Annotated in this window: 19 protein-coding genes and 1 tRNA gene; 7 read left to right on the top strand and 13 right to left on the bottom strand. The window is 68.8% G+C overall.

Annotation, left to right across the window (positions count from 1 at the left end; genetic code table 11):
• Window positions 1–71: 71 nt before the first annotated feature.
• From dcd to D2V04_RS16115, 3 genes are all read left to right on the top strand, one after another.
• Window positions 72–626: a dCTP deaminase gene (gene dcd, locus D2V04_RS16105; protein WP_119514717.1), complete on the top strand. Its 555-nt coding sequence runs from the start codon at window positions 72–74 to the stop codon at window positions 624–626.
• 79 nt (window positions 627–705) lie between these two features.
• Window positions 706–1,881: a saccharopine dehydrogenase family protein gene (locus D2V04_RS16110; protein WP_119514718.1), complete on the top strand. Its 1,176-nt coding sequence runs from the start codon at window positions 706–708 to the stop codon at window positions 1,879–1,881.
• Window positions 1,882–1,968: 87 nt separating this feature from the next.
• A complete protein-coding gene (locus D2V04_RS16115; RefSeq protein ID WP_119514719.1) occupies window positions 1,969–2,430 on the top strand; it encodes a DoxX family protein in 462 nt (153 codons plus the stop codon).
• A 25-nt stretch (window positions 2,431–2,455) separates the two neighbouring features.
• Here the strand turns inward: D2V04_RS16115 and D2V04_RS16120 are convergent, their stop codons facing one another.
• Together D2V04_RS16120 and D2V04_RS16125 are read right to left on the bottom strand one after the other, a co-directional pair.
• Window positions 2,456–4,648: a TonB-dependent receptor gene (locus D2V04_RS16120; protein ID WP_119514720.1), complete on the bottom strand. Its 2,193-nt coding sequence runs from the start codon at window positions 4,646–4,648 to the stop codon at window positions 2,456–2,458.
• 161 nt (window positions 4,649–4,809) lie between these two features.
• Window positions 4,810–4,884 (bottom strand) — tRNA-Gly (locus D2V04_RS16125).
• A 174-nt stretch (window positions 4,885–5,058) separates the two neighbouring features.
• Here D2V04_RS16125 and trxA point away from each other — a divergent pair.
• Together trxA and D2V04_RS16135 are read left to right on the top strand one after the other, a co-directional pair.
• On the top strand, window positions 5,059–5,973 hold the full coding sequence (trxA, locus tag D2V04_RS16130) for a thioredoxin (protein WP_119514721.1): 915 nt from the start codon (window positions 5,059–5,061) through the stop codon (window positions 5,971–5,973).
• A 4-nt stretch (window positions 5,974–5,977) separates the two neighbouring features.
• Window positions 5,978–6,625 (top strand): LON peptidase substrate-binding domain-containing protein, encoded by a 648-nt coding sequence (locus D2V04_RS16135; RefSeq protein ID WP_228766494.1) that lies wholly within the window; start codon window positions 5,978–5,980, stop codon window positions 6,623–6,625.
• Window positions 6,626–6,671: 46 nt separating this feature from the next.
• Here D2V04_RS16135 and D2V04_RS16140 read toward each other — a convergent pair whose 3' ends face one another.
• The 5 genes from D2V04_RS16140 to argB form a co-directional block, all read right to left on the bottom strand.
• Window positions 6,672–7,304 carry a MarC family protein gene (locus D2V04_RS16140; protein ID WP_119514722.1) on the bottom strand — a complete coding sequence of 211 codons (633 nt, stop codon included), beginning with the start codon at window positions 7,302–7,304 and terminating at the stop codon, window positions 6,672–6,674.
• 3 nt (window positions 7,305–7,307) lie between these two features.
• Window positions 7,308–8,039, bottom strand: coding sequence for a hypothetical protein (locus D2V04_RS16145; RefSeq protein WP_119514723.1), 732 nt, complete (start codon window positions 8,037–8,039; stop codon window positions 7,308–7,310).
• Window positions 8,039–8,935 (bottom strand): bifunctional methylenetetrahydrofolate dehydrogenase/methenyltetrahydrofolate cyclohydrolase FolD, encoded by an 897-nt coding sequence (gene folD / locus D2V04_RS16150; protein ID WP_119514724.1) that lies wholly within the window; start codon window positions 8,933–8,935, stop codon window positions 8,039–8,041. Before folD ends, D2V04_RS16145 begins: the two co-directional genes overlap by 1 nt.
• Window positions 8,935–9,192: a YggT family protein gene (locus D2V04_RS16155; RefSeq protein ID WP_119514923.1), complete on the bottom strand. Its 258-nt coding sequence runs from the start codon at window positions 9,190–9,192 to the stop codon at window positions 8,935–8,937. Before D2V04_RS16155 ends, folD begins: the two co-directional genes overlap by 1 nt.
• Window positions 9,193–9,312: 120 nt before the next feature.
• Window positions 9,313–10,212, bottom strand: a complete 900-nt coding sequence (argB, locus tag D2V04_RS16160; RefSeq protein WP_119514725.1) for an acetylglutamate kinase — start codon at window positions 10,210–10,212, stop codon at window positions 9,313–9,315.
• Window positions 10,213–10,426: 214 nt separating this feature from the next.
• On the opposite strand from argB, the gene D2V04_RS16165 reads away from it, so the two are divergent.
• Window positions 10,427–10,720: a hypothetical protein gene (locus D2V04_RS16165; RefSeq protein ID WP_147391851.1), complete on the top strand. Its 294-nt coding sequence runs from the start codon at window positions 10,427–10,429 to the stop codon at window positions 10,718–10,720.
• 66 nt (window positions 10,721–10,786) lie between these two features.
• On the opposite strand, the gene D2V04_RS16170 is transcribed toward D2V04_RS16165, so the two are convergent.
• The 6 genes from D2V04_RS16170 to D2V04_RS16195 all read right to left on the bottom strand — a co-directional run bounded on the left by D2V04_RS16170 (window position 10,787) and on the right by D2V04_RS16195 (window position 16,238).
• Window positions 10,787–11,638, bottom strand: a complete 852-nt coding sequence (locus D2V04_RS16170; RefSeq protein ID WP_119514727.1) for an FAS1-like dehydratase domain-containing protein — start codon at window positions 11,636–11,638, stop codon at window positions 10,787–10,789.
• Window positions 11,639–11,670: 32 nt separating this feature from the next.
• A complete protein-coding gene (locus D2V04_RS16175; protein WP_119514728.1) occupies window positions 11,671–12,900 on the bottom strand; it encodes an acetyl-CoA C-acetyltransferase in 1,230 nt (409 codons plus the stop codon).
• 83 nt (window positions 12,901–12,983) lie between these two features.
• Window positions 12,984–14,228, bottom strand: coding sequence for a CoA transferase (locus tag D2V04_RS16180; RefSeq protein WP_119514729.1), 1,245 nt, complete (start codon window positions 14,226–14,228; stop codon window positions 12,984–12,986).
• A 140-nt stretch (window positions 14,229–14,368) separates the two neighbouring features.
• Window positions 14,369–15,544 (bottom strand): acyl-CoA dehydrogenase family protein, encoded by a 1,176-nt coding sequence (locus D2V04_RS16185; protein WP_119514730.1) that lies wholly within the window; start codon window positions 15,542–15,544, stop codon window positions 14,369–14,371.
• A gap of 36 nt (window positions 15,545–15,580) precedes the next feature.
• Window positions 15,581–15,829, bottom strand: coding sequence for a hypothetical protein (locus tag D2V04_RS16190; protein ID WP_119514731.1), 249 nt, complete (start codon window positions 15,827–15,829; stop codon window positions 15,581–15,583).
• A gap of 109 nt (window positions 15,830–15,938) precedes the next feature.
• Window positions 15,939–16,238: a hypothetical protein gene (locus D2V04_RS16195; RefSeq protein WP_119514732.1), complete on the bottom strand. Its 300-nt coding sequence runs from the start codon at window positions 16,236–16,238 to the stop codon at window positions 15,939–15,941.
• A gap of 136 nt (window positions 16,239–16,374) precedes the next feature.
• Between D2V04_RS16195 and recQ the strand changes: the two genes are divergently transcribed.
• Complete coding sequence (gene recQ, locus D2V04_RS16200) at window positions 16,375–18,168, top strand: DNA helicase RecQ (protein WP_119514733.1); 1,794 nt, start codon at window positions 16,375–16,377, stop codon at window positions 18,166–18,168.
• The last annotated feature ends 56 nt before the right edge of the window (window positions 18,169–18,224 follow it).

An 18,224-nucleotide genomic window follows, 5' to 3' on the forward strand; every position in this document is an offset into this window, starting at 1 on the left:
CTCCGTGAACGGGAGGGGATAAGGTCGGCGCGATACTTGCCCCCTCCGCGCCAGTCGGGAATCACCGGCCCATGGCGATTCTCTCCGACCGGTGGATCCGGCAACAGGCGACCGAGAAGGGCATGATCGAGCCCTTCGTCGAAGCGCAGCGGCGCGAAGGCTGCATCTCCTACGGCCTGTCGAGCTACGGCTACGACGCGCGCGTGGCGGACGAGTTCAAGATCTTCACCAACGTCGACAGCGCGGTGGTCGACCCGAAGGATTTCGCCGCCAATTCCTTCGTCGACCGCAAGACCAACGTCTGCGTGATCCCGCCCAACTCCTTCGCTCTCGCGCGGACGGTCGAGTACTTCCGCGTGCCGGAGGACGTGCTGGTCATCTGCCTCGGCAAGAGCACTTATGCGCGGTGCGGGATCATCGTGAACGTCACGCCGCTCGAGCCGGGCTGGGAAGGCCATGTGACGCTGGAGTTCTCCAACACCACCCCGCTGCCGGCGAAGATCTACGCCAACGAAGGCGCCTGCCAGTTCCTCTTCCTGCAAGGCAACGAGCGCTGCGAGACGAGCTACCGGGACCGCGCCGGCAAATACATGGGCCAGCTCGGGGTGACGCTGCCGCGGCTCTAGAACGCCCTGCCAGAGGTACTGGCATCGCCTGAGGAAATGGCGCATCCTGCTCCCGCTGCACGACGGCTGGAGAGCATGAATGGCCGACAGGGAATTCGACATCGTCGTCTATGGGGCGACCGGTTACACCGGGCGGCTCGTCGCCGAGCATTTCGTTCGCGAGTACGGCGGCGGGCCGGATGCGCCGAAATGGGCCATGGCCGGGCGCAGCCTGGCCAAGCTGCAGGACGTACGCGCCGCGATCGGCGCGCCGGCCGACACGCCGCTGATCGTCGCCGACGCGGACGATCCGGCGAGCCTCGAGGCCATGTGCCGCCGGACGCGCGTGGTCCTGACCACCGTGGGCCCCTACCAGCTCTACGGCGATGCGCTGATCGCCGTCTGCGTCCGCACCGGCACCGACTATGCCGACCTGTGCGGCGAGCCCGGCTGGATGCGCGAACAGATCGACCTGCATCACGAGGCGGCAAAGGCAAACGGCGCGCGGATCTGCTTTTCCAGCGGGTTCGATTCGATCCCCTTCGATCTCGGCGTGCTGATGCTGCAGAAGGAGGCGGTGAAGCGCTTCGGCAAGCCCGCCCCCCGCGTCCGCGGCCGTGTGCGGGCGATGAAGGGCACCTTCTCGGGCGGCACTGCCGCAAGCCTCTCCGCCACCGTGAAGGCCGTCGCGAAGAACCCCAGGCTCGTTCCCATTCTCCAGAGCCCGTTCGGCTTGACGCCGGGTTTCGAGGGGCCGGACCAGCCGATGGGCCTGGTACCGCATTACGAGGACGATCTCGGCAAATGGGCGGCGCCGTTCATCATGGCGACGATCAACACCAAGAACGTCCATCGGACCAATTTTCTCGCCGGTTTCCCCTATGGCGAGGACTTCCGCTATGACGAGATGATGCTGACCAGCCCGGGCGAGGCCGGCCAGGCGGCTGCGAACGCGGCGGCCGAGATGCTCAAGAACCCGTTCGGAGCCAAGCCGCCGAAGCCGGGCGAAGGCCCGAGCCGGGAAGAGCGCGAGAACGGCTCATACGACGTGCTGTTCATCGGCGAGATGCCGGGCGGCGAGCGGCTCCATTTCGGCGTGAAGGGCCGGTATGATCCGGGCTACGGCTCGACCAGCCGCATGCTGGCGGAAACCGGTATGGCGCTGCTGGACAGCGAGGTGCCGGGCGGCGTGGGCACCCCCGGCTACTTCCTCGGCGAGGCGCTGGTGAAGCGGCTCGAGGAGCATGCCGAGATCGCCTTCGCGCCCGAGGATTGACGGCGCCGCGGTTTCGCGGGGCGATGACCATTTTCCGTTCCCGAGCGTTGGCTCGGCGGGAAACCACGGGGAAGAGGAGAGCAACCAATGTCCACCATCGCAGCGGTCGTCGGCCGCATCATGCTGGCCGTCATCTTCATCCTGTCGGGGATCGGGAAGATCGTCGATCCGGCAGGCACGGCCGAGTACATCGAAAGCGTGACCACGCTGCCGGGCAGTCTCGCCTTGCCGACCGGCGTGTTCGAACTGGTTCTCGGACTGATGCTCGCGGTCGGGCTGATGACGCGGGTCGTCGCCATCCTGCTCGCGGGTTTCACCCTGCTGGCCGCATTCTTCTTCCACAACGAACTGGGCGACCAGGCCCAGCTCACCGCCGCGCTCAAGAACCTCGCCATGGCCGGCGGCCTGCTGCTCGTCTTCGCCTACGGCCAGGTGCGCGGCAGCTTCGACTACATGCGCGAGCGCAACCGCACGCGCAAAGCCGAGCTGCGCGCCGCACATGCCGAAGGCAAGGCCGAGGGGCTCGCCACGCACACTACCGCCGATTGACGGATCGCGTGCGGGCGGGCCGCCGTCAGAAGCTCGTCCGCACGCTCAGCTTGAAGTTGCGCCCCGCGAGCGGCACGAAATCCTTCGTGAAGCTCGCATGGCGTCGCCCTTCGGCATCGAAGATATTGTCCGCCTGGAGCAGGACCGTCAGGTTGTCGTTGCCGCGCATCGGCTTCCACGCGAGCGAGGCGTTCACGTGGGTGAAGCTGTCGGTCTCGGTCTCGAACGGCGCGATACGGTCCTGCTCGCCGAACCACTGCGCTTCCACCCGCGCGTCGAACGGCCCGGTCTGCGCCTCCAACGCGCCGAGCAGCCGTAGCGGCGGAATGCGCGGCAGCGGCGTGCCGTCGCTCAGCTCCGCGCGGATATAGTCGCCGCGCAGGTCGGCGAGCAGCGTGAAGCCGTCGGCTTCATAGACGGGATAGCTGACCTCGCCCTCGACCCCGAAGTAGCGCGCGTCGCCCTGCAGGTATTCGAACACCGGCAGCCCGTCTTCCTCCAGGCCGGTCTCTGACAGGTAGATGTAGTTGTCGAACCAGTTGTTGAACACGGCGAGGCTGACCGTCCCGTCGCCGATCGGACCGCGCGCGAAAGCCTCGACGCCCCAGGCGCCCTCGACCTTCAGGTTCGGATCGCCGACCTCGAACGCCTGGGTCGCGATATGCGGGCCGTTCGAGAGCAACTCCTCCGCGCTCGGCGCGCGCTCGGCGCGGCTGCCGGTCACCCCGAAGCGCAGCCCTCCGTCGGTCTCGTAGACTAGGCCGAGCGCGCCCGAGAACGTGTCGAACGAGCGCTGGAAGCCGAGCACCTGCGATTCGACGTCGGTCGCCTCGTACCGCCCCGCCAGTTCGAGCTGGAGCGGATCGAAGGCGATTTCCTGCAGGGTGAACACTGCGAACTGGTCGGTACGATTCTTCGGCACGTAGGCCTCGGCCCCGTACGCGTCGAAGTCGCGGAAGTAGTACTGCACGCCGGTCGAGCCGCTCCAGCCGCCGCGGTCGTTCTGTTCCAGCTCGGCGCGCGCTTCGAGGCCCTTCACGTCGAACACGGTCCCAACCGCGTCACCCTCGAACTCGGTGTGGGTGTAGTCGCTGAACCCGACCCGCGTGTTCAGCGCGGAGAAGAACCCGTCGCCGAGCGCCAGCCGGCCGCGCATGTCGGCACGGAACTGCCTGAGGCCGATGGTGACGAGCTCGTCGCCGTGCTCGTGCTCCCCGCCTTCCTCGTGCTCGCCTTCGCCCTCGTGTTCTTCCTCACCGTGATGGTGCCCGGCGCCCGGGCGAACCGGCACGCCGTAGGTCGTGTCGTACCAGCCGATCGCCGCGCCGAGATTGCTGTCGCCCTCGAAGAAGGCGAAACCCGTGTTGACGCTCCAGGTCTCGGTCCCGCTGTTCGGCAGTACGCCGCGCTGATTGGCCAGCTCGCGCAACTCCTCGGCTTCGTCGAGATGCCCCTCTTCCTCCTCGTGCTCCGCGTCGTGGAGCAGGTCTGCGCGCAGGCCGGGCGCGGCGGCATAGCCGGCGATCTCGAGATCGTCGGTCTTGCGGTAGGACCCGTCGACATGGACCACGAAGCGATCGCTCAACGGGACATCGAGCGAAGCGCCGCCCTGGCGCAGGTCTGATGCCGTATCGACGCCGGCAAGCGCGTCGATGTGGAACGGCTCGTTCAGCCGGCGCAGCGGAATGCGCTTGTCGATCACGTTGACCGCGCCGCCGATCGCCTGGCTGCCGTAGAGCAGCACCGCGGGCCCGCGCAGGACCTCGACCCGCTCGGCCGTGAGCGGGTCGATCGAAGTCGCGTGGTCGGCCGAAGTGTTCGACACGTCGATTGCGCCGATCCCGTCGATCAGGACCTTGACCCGCTCGCCCGAGAAGCCGCGCAGCACCGGGCGCGAGGCGCCGGGGGAGAAGCTGGTCGCCGAGACGCCCGGGACCTTGGCCAGCACTTCGCCGATCTGACCGTCCAGATTGCGCTGCAGCTCCACGCCTTCCACCACCGAAGTGCCTGCGAGCACGTCGAGCTGTTCGAGCCCGGCGGCGGTGACCACGATTTCCCCGCTCGTGGCCACGCGGCGGTCGTGAAAATCGTCGGGTTCGGAGGTCTCACGCGTATTCTGCGCGCGCTCCTGTGCGTGAGCGGGGGCGGCCATGGCGCAGAGAGCCAGGCCGAGCGGAAGGACGAGCGGCCGCGCCGCGATCAGATGACGATACAACATATCGCGGCCTCATAGCGATTCGCGCCGCCATGTCCACCGCAGTTCTCGACAAACTGCAAAAAGAGCGGGATGAAGGTCGAGTGCCGCTGCGCCCGGGACGCAAGCGCGCCCGATGCGACGCGGTCTCGCCACCGCATGAAGTCTATCGCTGACATGGAAACTGGAGCGGGCGAAGAGATTCGAACTCTCGACCCCAACCTTGGCAAGGTTGTGCTCTACCCCTGAGCTACGCCCGCTCACTGGCGCTGCCGGACGCCTGGCGTTCCGGCTGGAGGCGGCGCGATTAGCAGTGGCGATGCAGGGCCGCAAGGGGAAAATCGCCCGGCGCTTTTTCCTTCACAATTCGGGCAAAACACCCACATTGGCCGCTTGTTCGAACACCTAACGAATGGGAGCGCGCCTTGGCTAGCATGGGCCTCAATCTCGACGAGCAGAAGGCGGTCGACCGGTTCCGCAAGGATGTCGTCGAACCCTCGATGTCGAAACTCGTCATCCTCGACTTCTGGGCGGAGTGGTGCGGCCCATGCAAGGCGCTTGCGCCGGTGCTGGAGAAAGTTGCGGCCGAATATGCCGACAAGGGCGTGGTGCTGGCCAAGCTCAATGTCGACGAGGAGCAGTTCATCGCGAGCCAGTTCCAGGTCCGCTCGATCCCGACCGTCTATGCGCTGTTCCAGGGTCAGCCGGTGGCGGACCTGACCAATGCGCGCAGCGAATCGCAGTTGAAGCAGATGCTCGACCAGTTGCTTGAGCAGCTTCCGGTGAACGGCGGGGACGGCGGTGCCGCGCAGCGGCAGGAGCAGGACGTCGCGCAGTTCGTCGCCATGGGCGAGCAGATTCTTGCCGACGGCGACGGGGAACGCGCGGCGGGCATCTTCGCCCAGGTGACCGAGATGATGCCGAGCAATGCCGCGGCGCAGGCCGGCCTGATCCGCGCGCTGGTCGCCGCGGGGCGGCCGGACGAAGCGCAGGCGGCGCTCGACGCGCTCGATCCGGCACTGGCCGAAGACCCGGTGATCCGCACCGCGAAGAGCGCCCTCGAGCTTGCCGGAACGCAGGTCGACGAGGGCGAGCTTCAGGCACTGCGCGCCGCCGCGGCCGAAGCGCCGGCAGACATGGACAAGCAGCTCGCCTTCGCCGAGGCAGCCTTTGCGGCGAACCAGCGCGACGAGGCGGCGGACACGCTGCTGGCGATGATCGAGCATGACCGCGAATGGAACGAAGGCGCCGCACGGGCCAAGCTGCTGCAGATCTTCGAAGCGGTTGGGCTCGAGGACCCATGGGTCGTCGCGACGCGGCGGCGATTGTCCAGGATCCTGTTCGGATGAGGCGATGCCGGGCCTGGTGGAGCGGGGATCGGTCGGGCCGATGACCACCCGCCTTTCGATCTTTCCCCTGCCGGGCGTGATCCTCTTTCCGGGCCTGCAACTGCCGCTGCACGTTTTCGAGCCGCGGTACCGCGCGCTGGTCGGCGATGCGCTCGCGCGCGATCGGCGGATCGGGATGATCCAGCCGCACCGCCCCGCGGAAGGCGCGCCCCTGTTCGCCGTCGGCTGCGTCGGGCGGATCGGCGAAGTCGAGGCGCTGGAGGACGGGCGCTACAACATCGTGCTCGACGGCGAGGCGCGCTTTCGGGTGGTGCGTGAGGTCGAGAGCGCGACACTGTTCCGCAAGGTCGAGGCCGAGCTGATCGGTGACGACGCCAACGAAGTGCTCAGCAGCATCGAGCGCGCCGGCTTCGAGCGCGAGGCGCGCCGTTTCGCCGACGCCCAGGGCTACAGCGTCGACTGGGAATCGGTCGCGCGGCTGGACGACATGTCGCTGATCAACGGCGTGTCGCAGATCGCGCCGTTCGATCCGGCCTCGAAGCAGGCCCTGCTCGAGGCCGATACGCTGGGCGAGCGATGCGAGCTGCTGATCCAGTTGATGCAGTTCTACGGCCGCCGCGACGGCGACGAGGACCGCGTGACGCTGCAATAAATGCCCTCAGGCGCCGTATGAGTACGGCCGGCCCGCGTCGCGCGGTCTAGAACCCGAAGCTGCCCCGCAGTCCGTCGATCACGTATTGCGAGGCCAGCGCGGCGAGGAGCACGCCGAGCAGCCGCGTGATGACCGCCTCCACCCGGTCGCCGAACAGCCGCATCAGCGGCCCCGCGGCGATCAGCGCCAGCATCGTCAGCAGCAGCACGCTGAGAAGCGCGGCCAGCACGGTCAGCGTGCCGTCGATGTCGGCGCCGCTGGTGAGCAGCATGATCGAGGCGATCGCGCCCGGCCCGGCGAGCATCGGCATCGCCATGGGGAAGACCGACACGTCCTCGACCTCCGGCGTCGTCTCGTTCTGCGCGATGATCTTCTCGGCCCGGTCCTCGCGCCGCTGGGTGCGCTTCTCGAATACCATCTCGAGCGCGATCACGAACAGCATGATGCCGCCCGCGATGCGGAAGCTGTCGAGATCGATATGCAGCGCGCCGAGCAGCGCCTCGCCGAAAAACGCGAAAGCGATCAGGATCACCCCTGCGAGCAGCGTCGCGCGGATCGCCATGTTGCGGCGCTGCGCGGCGCTCGCGTCCTTGGTCAGCCCGGCGTAGATCGGCGCGCACCCGGGCGGGTCGATCACCACGAACAGCGTGACGAAGGCAGAGACGAAGAGCTCGAGCAATGCCTAACCTCCGGCCGGTGCCGCAACTTCGCTGCGCAGGACTTCCTCCATCGTGTCCCCGTTCCGGAGGAAAACGGAAATCACGCGAGCGCCGCCCGGTGCGACCTGGTAGCGATAGACGAGCGTCCCGTCGCGGGATTCGCCGTAGCCGGCAACGGCTCCCGCCGCATCGGCGTTCGCCTCCCAATCGGCCTGTGCGGAATCGAATGCCGCTGGAAGCCCCCCGGTTGCGCAATCGGCGACTTTCGTGCGGATGATGTCCGGCTCGGGCAACGGTTCGGCCAGCGCATCGCCTTGATCGAGCACCCAGCGGTACTCCTCGCGCCGCCGACTGCTCTCGCGCTGCCAGATCGTGGTGAAGTAGCCCACCGTACCGTCCGGCTGCTGCCAGGCACCCTTGGTGACAGAGAGAGACCCGTCGCAGCTCGACCAGACCTGATGCGGCTGCCACTGCACCGGCTGCGGCGGATCGGCGCGGTTCGCCAGCCAGTCGCGCGCTTTCACCGCTTCGGGCACGAACATCACCGCGTCTTCGGCAGCGAATTCGCGGAAGGCGGTCCACTGCCCTTCCTCCCGCGCCTCGCGCGCGAAGGCGAGTTCGGTCGCGATCACCGCGCTCGGGTTCGCCCGCGGCGCGAGCGAGCGGTAGAAGCGCTCGCGCGGATCGTTGCCGCCGGGGCCGGACGCGCACGAGGCGAGCAGGCCCGCAAGGAGCACGGCGCCGATCGCACGCATCATATCGCATCCTCCGCCAGCGCGATGCCCGCGTTGCGGTGCGCGGCGACGAGCGTGTTCCTGAGCAGGACCGCGATCGTCATCGGCCCGACCCCGCCCGGCACCGGCGTGATCGCGCCCGCGACCTCGCGCGCTTCGTCGAAGGCAACGTCGCCCACCAGCCTGCCCTTCGCCGCCCCGAGCTCCGGCGCCAGCCGGTTGATGCCGACGTCGATCACGGTCGCGCCGGGCTTGAGCCAGTCGCCCTTCACCATTTCCGCACGGCCGACCGCGGCGACCACGATGTCCGCCCGCCGCACCGCGTCCGGCAGATCCTTCGTGCGGCTGTGGGCCATGGTGACGGTCGCATTGGCGCCGAGCAGGAGCTGCGCCATCGGCTTGCCGACGATGTTCGAGCGGCCGATCACGACCGCCTCCAGTCCCGAGAGATCGCCCAGCCGGTCGGTCAGCATCATCATGCAGCCGAGCGGCGTGCAGGGCACGAACCCGGGCTGACCGACCGCGAGCCGGCCGGCGTTGATGACGTGGAAGCCGTCGACGTCCTTGTTCGGATCGATCGCCGCGATCACCGCCTGCTCGTCGAGATGATCGGGCAACGGCAGCTGCACCAGGATGCCGTCGACCGCCGGATCGCGGTTCAGCCGGTCGATCAGCGCCAGCAGCTCCGCCGCGCTGGTCTCGGCCGGCAGGCGGTGCTCGAAGCTCGCCATATTGGCGGCGAGCGTCGCCTTGCCCTTGCTGCCGACATAGACCTGGCTCGCCGGGTCCTCGCCCACGAGCACCACTGCGAGGCCCGCCTTGCGCCCGGCCTGCGCCTCGAACGCAGCCGCGAGCGCGCCGACCTTCTCGCGCAGCGAGGCGGCGAACGCCTTTCCGTCGATGATCTCGGCCGCCATTACTGACCGTAAACCGCGTAGATCAGGATGCGCATGAAGACCTGCAGGCCGATGATCAGCACCAGCGGCGAGAAGTCGATCGCCCCGGTCTGCGGCAGGATCCGCCGGATCGGCGCCAGCACCGGCTCCAGCAGCGAGTTGATCGAGTTGTAGACCTGCCAGAGGAATTCATTGCGCTGGTTGATCACATTGAACGCGAACAGCAGCCCGATGATGAACTGGATGATGACCAGCATTACGATCACGTTGATCAGCATGCCGAGGATGTCGATGATGAGACCCACGTATTGTCCTTTCCTGGCCGCGTTGCGGTTCGGCCGCCTTCCTACCCGCTTCGTGGCGGCTGTATCAACCGCCTAAGACGGTCCCGAGACCTGTCATTCCGCATGGATCAGCGTGCCCGCCCCGCGCGCGGTGAAGAATTCGAGCAGCATGGCATGCGGCACCCGCCCGTCGAGCACGACCGCCGCCTCGCACCCGGCCTCGACCGCGTGGACGCAGGTCTCGAGCTTGGGGATCATTCCGCCGCCGATCGTTCCGTCGGCGCGCAGCCGCTCGATGTCGCTCGGCTTGAGGTCGGTCAGCAGGTCGCCCTGCTTGTCGAGCACGCCGGGCACGTCGGTCAGCAGCAGCAGCCGCGCCGCGCCCAGCGCCGCGGCGATCGCCCCGGCCATGGTATCGGCGTTGATGTTGTAGGTCTGCCCGTCCTCGCTCGCGCCGATCGGGGCGACGATCGGGATCATGCCCGCGGCGACCGCGGTATCGATCACCGCCGTATCCACCGCCGAGGGCTCGCCGACGAAGCCGAGGTCGACCGCCTGCTCGATATTGCTGTCCGGGTCCTTGATCGTGCGCTGCACCTTCTGCGCGGTGACGAGCCGCCCGTCCTTGCCCGAGATGCCGAGCCCCTTGCCGCCGGCCTGGTTGATCCAGCCGACCAGTTCCTTGTTGATCGCGCCCGACAGGACCATTTCCGCGACTTGCGCGGTCTGTGCGTCGGTCACGCGCAGGCCGTCGACGAAGGTGCTCTCGACCCCGAGCTTCTTCAGCATCGCGCCGATCTGCGGCCCGCCGCCGTGGACCACGACCGGGTTGATCCCGACCGCCTTCAGCAGCACGATATCCTCGGCGAAGTCACGCGCGGCCGCAGGATCGCCCATCGCATGGCCGCCGTATTTGACCACGAAAGTGCGCCCGGCATAGCGCTGGAAATAGGGCAGCGCCTCGATCAGCACCTGGGCCTTGGCGATCGTCGCCGTCTCGTCGCTGCCGCTCATTCGAAAACCTCCTGCCTGGCGCAAGCCCGGCGCGCTTAGCCGCTGCGCGGCGCGGTGGGAAGCGCGATCGAGGGGGGAGCCGTGGAAGCTAAACCTCCGATTAACGGGCTCACCTCGGCGACCCTGCGGCGCGGATTGCCGCAAATCCGGGAGCTTCGGGAGAGATGGCGCGTCCTTTCGGTCCCAGCCAACGGGATTAGTAAGGATGGACTCGATGAAGAAGATGATTTCAATTTCGCTCGCCCTCGCGCTTGGTGCTGCCGGTTCGGCGGCCTATGCCCAGTCCGCGGAGCCGGCCGATCCGGCGACCGCCGAAGTCGATGCCAGCGTTGAGGCGCAGACCGACGATGTGACCGGTCCGGTGAACACCGCCAGCGACGCGGTGGACGAGACGGTTGATCACGCCGATCATGCTGCTGACGCGGCCGACGCGAGCGCCGATGCCGATGCCTCGGCCGACGCCGGAGTAGAGGCGGATACCGAAGAGGAGGCCGATCCCGAAGCATAAGGCCGCGGGATTTGCTACAAGGGAAGGGCGGCGTTTCTGCCGCCCTTTTCTTATGCGGTGCAGGTTTTACGCGGCGGCGGTGGCCCGGGTGACCTGCCGCCCGTCGCCCGCGAAGGCGGCGAGTTCGATCGCATCGCCCGCCCCGCGCATGGCCAGGTGCAACGGCTCCCCCGCGATCGCCGGGCTGAGGCCGCGGAAGGCGAAGCGCTTCAGCACGTTGTCGCCCAGCTCGCGCGCGGCGAGCTGCAGCAGCAGGCTCGCGGTCAGCGGGCCGTGGACCACCAACCCGCGATAGCGCTCGACTTCGGCGGCATAGGGCGCGTCGTAGTGAATGCGGTGCGTGTTGAAAGTCAGCGCCGAATAGCGGAACAGCAGGCGCGGATCGGGATGGACCACGCGGTGCGCGTCCCAGCCCGCTGGGTCGAAGGCGCCTTCGCCCGGCGGGGGCGGTGCAAGCGGCGCGTCGGCGGGCGCGGCCTCGCGGTAAACCAGCGTCTGCGTCTCGCGCACGGCGAGCGCGCCGCCTGCCGAGGTCTCATGGACCACCTCGACGAAGGTCATCGGCCCGCTACGCCCGTCCTTCGCGGCGATCGTAGCGACGCGCGAGACGCGCTCCACCGGCACGCCGACCGCGATCGGGCCGAGAAATTCGATCTCGCTCGCGGCCCACATCCGGCGGGGGAGCGGCACGGGCGGCAGGAAGCTCGCCACACTGTCGTCGCGCCGCGGGTGGCCGTCCTCGCCGAGCTGCGCCGTCGGCGCCTCGGGCGTGCAGAGGCAGAAATGAATGCCCTGCGGCATGGCCTCGCCTGCGGGCGGCGGCAGGTCGAACGTCGCGCACCACCGCGCCGCCAGCGAGGGGTCGAGCCGATCGGCGCTCCGCTGCTCGCGCCCGATCCAGGCATTCCATTCGATCATGTTCGGCTCCTGCTACGACAGCCCGCGCATCCTCAAGCCGCGCGTTCGAACAGCGCGGCGATGCCTTGGCCGCCGCCGATGCACATGGTCTCGAGCCCGTAGCGCACCTCGCGCCGATGCATCTCGTGCGCCATGTCGGCGAGGATGCGCCCGCCGGTCGCGCCGATCGGGTGGCCGAGCGAGATGCCCGAGCCGTTGACGTTGAGGATCTCGCGCCGGCTGTCGTCCTCCGACCAGCCCCAGCCCTTGAGCACGGCGAGCACTTGCGGCGCGAACGCCTCGTTGAGTTCGACCAGGCCGACGTCGTCCCACCCCTTGCCGGTGCGCGCGAACAGCCGCTCGACCGCGGGAACCGGGCCGATGCCCATGCGGCTCGGGTCGCAGCCCGCCGCGGCATAGCCGGAGAACCACAGCATCGGTTCGAGCCCCAGTTCCTCCAGCTTGTCCTCCGCCACGACTAGACACGCGGCCGCTGCATCGTTCTGCTGGCTGGCGTTGCCGGCGGTGACAACGGCATCCGGATTGGTCTTGCCTTCGATCGGGCGCAGTTTGCCGAGCGTGTCCATGCTGGCGTCGGGGCGGAAACCCTCGTCGCGATCGAACGTGACCGGATCGCCCTTGCGCTGGGGCACTTCGAGCGGGACGAGCTGTGTGTCGAACCGCCCTGCGTCCCATGCGGCCGCGGCGTTGCGGTGGCTGCGCACCGCGAATTCATCGGCCTGCTCGCGGGTCACGCCGTAGTCCTTGGCCAGGTTCTCCGCCGTCTCGATCATGCCGCTGATCACACCGAAGCGCTCGATCGGCTGGCTCATCAGCCGCCCGCGCGTGAGCCGGTCCCACAGCTCGAGATTGCCCGCCTTGACCCCGCCGCGCAGCGCCGTGGTGTAGTGCTCGACGTTGGACATCGACTCGCACCCGCCGGCGACCACCACGTCGGCATGGCCCGCCTCGATCATCATCGCCGCGTTGACCACCGCCTGCAGCCCCGAACCGCAGCGCCGGTCGAGCTGGTAGCCGGGGACTTCCAGCGGCAACCCCGCCGCAAGCCAGGCCCAGTGGCCGATCGCCGGCGCCTCGCCATTGCCGTAGCCCTGGCTGAACACGACGTCGTCGACCCGCGCCGGATCGATCCCGCTCCGTTCGATCAGCGCCTTGAGGATCGCCGCCCCGAGGTCGCCGGCGGTGAGCGGCGCGAGCGTGCCGAGAAACCGCCCCACGGGGGACCGAAGCGGACTGACGATGGCGGCGCGGCGTCTGGTCATTGGCAAATCTCCGAATCTCGACCGGTTATATAACCGAATAATTTACTTATGTCAAGATAAATAACCAAATAGGAACATTTCTGTCAGGTGGTTCCCCGGAAGGTTTCCCGGTCGCCCGGCGCCGCGACGCCCCGGTCGATCAGGTCCCCGATCGCGCCTGAGGACAGCCCCAGCCGCTCGGCGAGCACTTCCTCGCTGTGCTGGCCGAGGTAGGGCGCGGGCGCCGGATCGCCAGCGGCGCGCCCGGGCAGGTTGGCGAATGAGCGGGGCGCCGGATAGGCGAAACCGCTCGGATTGGCGGGCGAGGGGCCGAACAGCGGGTTGTCGTCGACGAGCACCGGATCGGTCACCGCCTCGTGCATCGTCCGGTAGCGCTCGAACGTCGCGCCGGCCGCCGCCAGCCGCTCGGCCAGCACCGCATAGTCCTCGCGCCCGGCGGCATCCTGCACGATCGCGAACAGCGCCTCGCGGTGCTCGAAGCGGTTGCGGTCCGACCGGGCGAACGACAGGCCGGTCTCGGCCTCCAGCACCGCGACCGGTTCGGCAATGTCCAACGCTGCGACCATCGCCGTCCACTGCTTGGCGGTGAGCACCGCGACCATGAAGCGCTTGCCGTCGCGGCTGGTGAAGTCGCGCCCCAGGGCGCCCCAGATCGCATTGCCGAGCCGCTCGCGGTCGGCCCCGCGATAGAGCATCTCGGCCATGGCGCCGCTGTTCGCGACCGTGCCCAGCGCCACGTCGCCCAGCGGCACGCGCACTTCGCTCCCCTCGCCGGTCGCGGCCCGGTGATGCAGCGCGGCCATCAGCGCGAACGCGCAGTAGGCGCCGGTGATGAAATCCCACGCGGGCAGGATCTGGTTCACCGGCGGCGCAGTCTGCGGGTCCCACTCGGCCGGGCCGGTCATCAGCGGGTAGCCGCTCGCTGCGTTGACCGTGAAATCCATCGCCTGGCGCCCGTCGTGCCAGCCCATGATGCGGACCGAGATCATGTCCGGCCGCCCCTCGCTCACCGCCGCATGGCTGAGGAAGCTCTTCTCCGGCAGGTTGGTGATGAGCTGACCGGTCTTGCGCGCCAGCTCGACGCACAGCTCGCGCCCTTCCGCACTGCGCAGGTCGAGCGCGACGCTCTTCTTGGCGCGGTTGAGGTTCTCCCAGCTCAGCGAGCGCCCCTCGGCGGTCTGCATGTAGCGGTCGTAGTCGAGCCCGCCGCCGATCTGGTCGACCCGCACGACCTCCGCTCCCATCTGCGCGCAGTAGAGCCCCGCGGTCGGCGAGGCGACGAAGCTGGAGACTTCGACGATCGAGAGGTCGCGCAGCAGATCGTACATTGCGTGCTACGCCCACCCCGCTGCGACTAGCCGGCAAGCCTGCAAGTCTCGCTCCCCTCCCGCTTGCGGGAGGGGAATGAAGCTTGGCGAACCGCAGGCGAGCCTGGCTGCAATGGGGCGGGCCCAAGCCACCTTTGCCGTCACACCCCCGCCGCGAAATCGCGCAGCATGTGCTTGGCGATCTGGAGCTGGAGGATCTGCGTCGTGCCTTCGTAGATGCGGTAGATCCGCGCATCGCGGAAGAAGCGCTCGGCGTCGTATTCGGCGAGGTAGCCGGCGCCGCCGTAGATCTGCACCACGCGGTCGACCACGCGGCCGCACATCTCGCTGGCGAAGACCTTGAACGCGGCCGCTTTCCGCAGGATGTTCTCGCCCCGGTCGGCGCGCGCGGTGACGTCGGCCATCATGCATTCGGCGGCGTAAATCTCGGTCTCGCTCTCGGCGAGCATCTGCTGGATCAGCTGGAAATTGGCGATCGGCTCGCCGAACGCCTTGCGCTCGGTGGCGTAGCGCAGTGCGGAGTCGAGCGCCCGCCGGGCATAGCCGGTCGAGGCGGCGCCGACCGAGATGCGCCCGTTGTCGAGGCTCTTCATCGCGAACACGAAGCCCTTGCCGGTCTCCCCGCCGAGCAGGGCGTCGCCCGGCACATGCACGTCTTCCAGGATGATGTCGGCGATCTGCGCGCCCGACTGCCCCATCTTCTTGTCCGCGCTGCCGACCGAAACGCCCGGCGCATCCATCGGCACGATGAAGGCGGAGACGTGCGCGTTCTTGGGCAGCGCTTCCTTCTCGGTGCGGGCCATGATCAGGCCGACTTTGGCCTGGGGGGCATTGGTGATGTAGCGCTTGGTGCCGTTGAGGATCCAGCCGTTGCCGCCGGGATCGGGCTTCGCGGTGGTCTGCATGGCGGCGCTGTCGCTGCCCGAACCGGGCTCGGTCAGGCCGAAGCATGCGATCTCGCCCCCGGCGATCCGCGGCCACCATTCGGCCTTCTGCGCCTCGGTCGCGCCGTTCTTGATCGCCGAGTTGAACATGCCGACGTTGATCGAGAAGATCGAGCGGAACGCGGGCGCGGCATAGGCCATCGTCCTGACCACGCGGGCGTACTGGCTGGTGTTGAGACCGGCGCCGCCGTACTCCTCCGGCACGGTCAGGCCGAACAGCCCCATCTCGCGCATCTCGGTCAGGATCGGGGCGGGGATCGAATCGTTCTCGATCACCTCGCGTTCGGCGGGGATCAGCCGTTCGCGGACATAGCGCTCGAGCTGGTCGATGAACTGCTCGAAAAGTTCCGGATCCATGCCGCTTTGAATCATGTGTGTCTTGTCCTCTCGCTGTGATGATTCGGCGGGCTATCCGGCGGGTGCCGGCTCCGCCGTCGGGGTCGCGGCTGGGGAGGATGGGGTTTCGGCGCCCTCGTCGGGCGCGGGCTCGTCGAACACGGCGGGCGGCAGTCGCTGCTGATCGAGCATCTCGGCCGCCTCGTCGAGCGCCTTGGCCTCGCCCACCGTGACCCCGCCGGGGCCGGGCTCGTTGTCCGCCGGCTCGCAGGCGGCGAGCAGGAGGGGGAGCGGGAAGGCGAGAAAGGCGAAGCGCGTCATCGCCGCGCACCATAGCGAACGGCGGACAAAGGAAAAGCGGGCGAATCGCCTGAACGATCCGCCCGCCTCACCGATTTGCCGCGGCCCCGCGAAGGGCGCGCGGACAAACTTACTCGGTCGTCTCTTGCGACGCCGCCGCGGCTTCGGCGGCGACATCGGCGGCCGCGGCTGCGGCGGCAGCGCCCGCCTCGTCGGCGGCGGCGTCGGCATCGACCGTCGCCGTATTCTCGGCGGTCGGCTCGGCCACCGGCGCCTCGACCGGCTCTTCGGTCACGGGCGCGAGCGCCTCGTCCGCCGGCATCTCGACCGTGTCCGCCTCGGCATCGGCCGATGCATCTTCGGTGCTGCCGCAAGCGGCGAGCGCAAGCGCCGCCGAAGCCGCGAACGCGCTGGCAAGGATCTTCCTCATCGATATTCTCCTGTGAATTCCCGCCCCGGCACGGCCAGGGCGCCGGCACGCTAGCGGGGCACAAGTCCCCGGGCAAACGGCAAATGGTCCGATTGGCCGTTCACCTGCCGCGCCGCATCTGCCATGCGGCTCGGCAATGGACGCGGGCCACGACAGGATTGAGCCGCTCGATACGGCACGCGCCGAGCTGCGCCGGCTGTTCGGGCACGACGACTTCCGCGGCGTTCAGGCGCGCGTGGTCGAGCGCGTGCTGGCCGGCGAATCGACCCTGGCGGTGATGCCCACCGGCGCGGGCAAGTCGCTGACCTACCAGCTTCCCGCGACGATGCTGCCGGGCACCTGCGTGGTCGTCTCGCCGCTGATCGCGCTGATGCACGACCAGCTCCGCGCCGCGCGGGCGAACGGGATCGAGGCGGCGACGCTCACCAGCGTCGATGCCGACTGGCGCGAAACGCTCGACCGCTTCCGCGCCGGCGCGCTCGACCTGCTCTACGTCGCGCCCGAACGCGCGAGCCAGCCCGGTTTCCGCGAGCTGCTTGCCTCCGCCCCGCTGGCGCTGTTCGCGGTGGACGAGGCGCACTGCGTGTCCGAATGGGGCCACGATTTCCGCCCCGACTACCGCCAGCTGCGCGGGCTCATGGACGCCTTCCCGCAAGTGCCGCGCCTCGCGCTGACCGCGACCGCCGATGCGCATACGCGGGCGGACATCCTCGAACAGCTCGGCATCCCGGCCGAGGGGCTGGTGCTCGCCGGGTTCGACCGGCCCAACATCCGCTACGTGATGCGCCACCGCGACAATCCGGTGCGCCAGCTGGCCGCGCTGATGGCCGAGGAGCAGGGCCCCGGGATCGTCTATGCCCCGACCCGCCGCAAGGTCGAGGACCTGGCGGAAAAGCTCGCCGGTGCGACCGGGCGCTCGGTCTTGCCGTATCACGCGGGGCTCGATCCCGCCGTGCGGTCGGCCAACCAGGCGGCCTTCGTCGCCAGCGAGGACATGGTGATCGTCGCCACGGTCGCCTTCGGCATGGGGATCGACAAGCCCGACGTGCGCTTCGTCGCCCATGCCGGCATCCCCAAGTCGATCGAGGGCTACTATCAGGAAACCGGCCGCGCCGGGCGCGACGGCGATCCGGCACGCGCGGTCATGCTGTGGGGCGCAGGCGATTTCGCCCAGGCGCGCCAGCGGCTGAGCGAAGTGGACGAAGCGCGGCGGGCCGGGGAGCGCGCGCGGCTCGATGCGCTCGCCGGGCTGGTCGAGACCGCCGGGTGCCGCCGCGCGGTGCTGCTGCGCCATTTCGGCGAAAGCCCGCCCGAGAGCTGCGGCAATTGCGACAACTGCCTGTCTCCGCCCGGCGTCATCGACGCGACCGAAACCGCACGCAAGCTGCTCTCGGCCGCTTATCGCACCGGGCAGAGCTTCGGCTTCGGGCACCTGCAGAAAGTGCTGACGGGGGCGGAGGACGAGCGCGTACGCCAGCGCGGGCATGACCGGCTGAGCGTGTTCGGGATCGTCGACGGAGAGGAAGCGCGCCTGCTCCAGCCGCTCTCGCGGGCGCTCCAGGCGCGCGGTGCGCTGGTCTCGACCGAGCACGGCGGTTTCGCCCTCGCCGGTGACGCACGCGCGATCCTGAAGGGCGAACAGACGGTCGAGATCGTCCTTCCTCCTCGCAGCGAACGCCAGCGTCGCCGCCGCGACAGCGGACCGAATCCGGTCGGCGATCCGCTGTTCGACGCCCTGCGCGAACTGCGCCGCGAGCTCGCGGTCGAAGCGCAGGTCCCGCCCTATGTCATCTTCCACGACGCCACCTTGCGCGAAATGGCCGCCCGCCGGCCCTCCTCGCTCGCCGAGTTGGGCGAGATCGGCGGCGTCGGCGCGAAGAAGCTCCAGGCCTACGGCGAGCGCTTCCTCGACACGATCAGGCGCCATTGACGGACGTGCGGGGCCGGGGTTGCATGACGGCGCGATCTCGTCGATGGCGCGCGACC

This window comes from Pelagerythrobacter aerophilus, assembly GCF_003581645.1.
Classification (GTDB): Bacteria; Pseudomonadota; Alphaproteobacteria; order Sphingomonadales; family Sphingomonadaceae; genus Pelagerythrobacter; species Pelagerythrobacter aerophilus.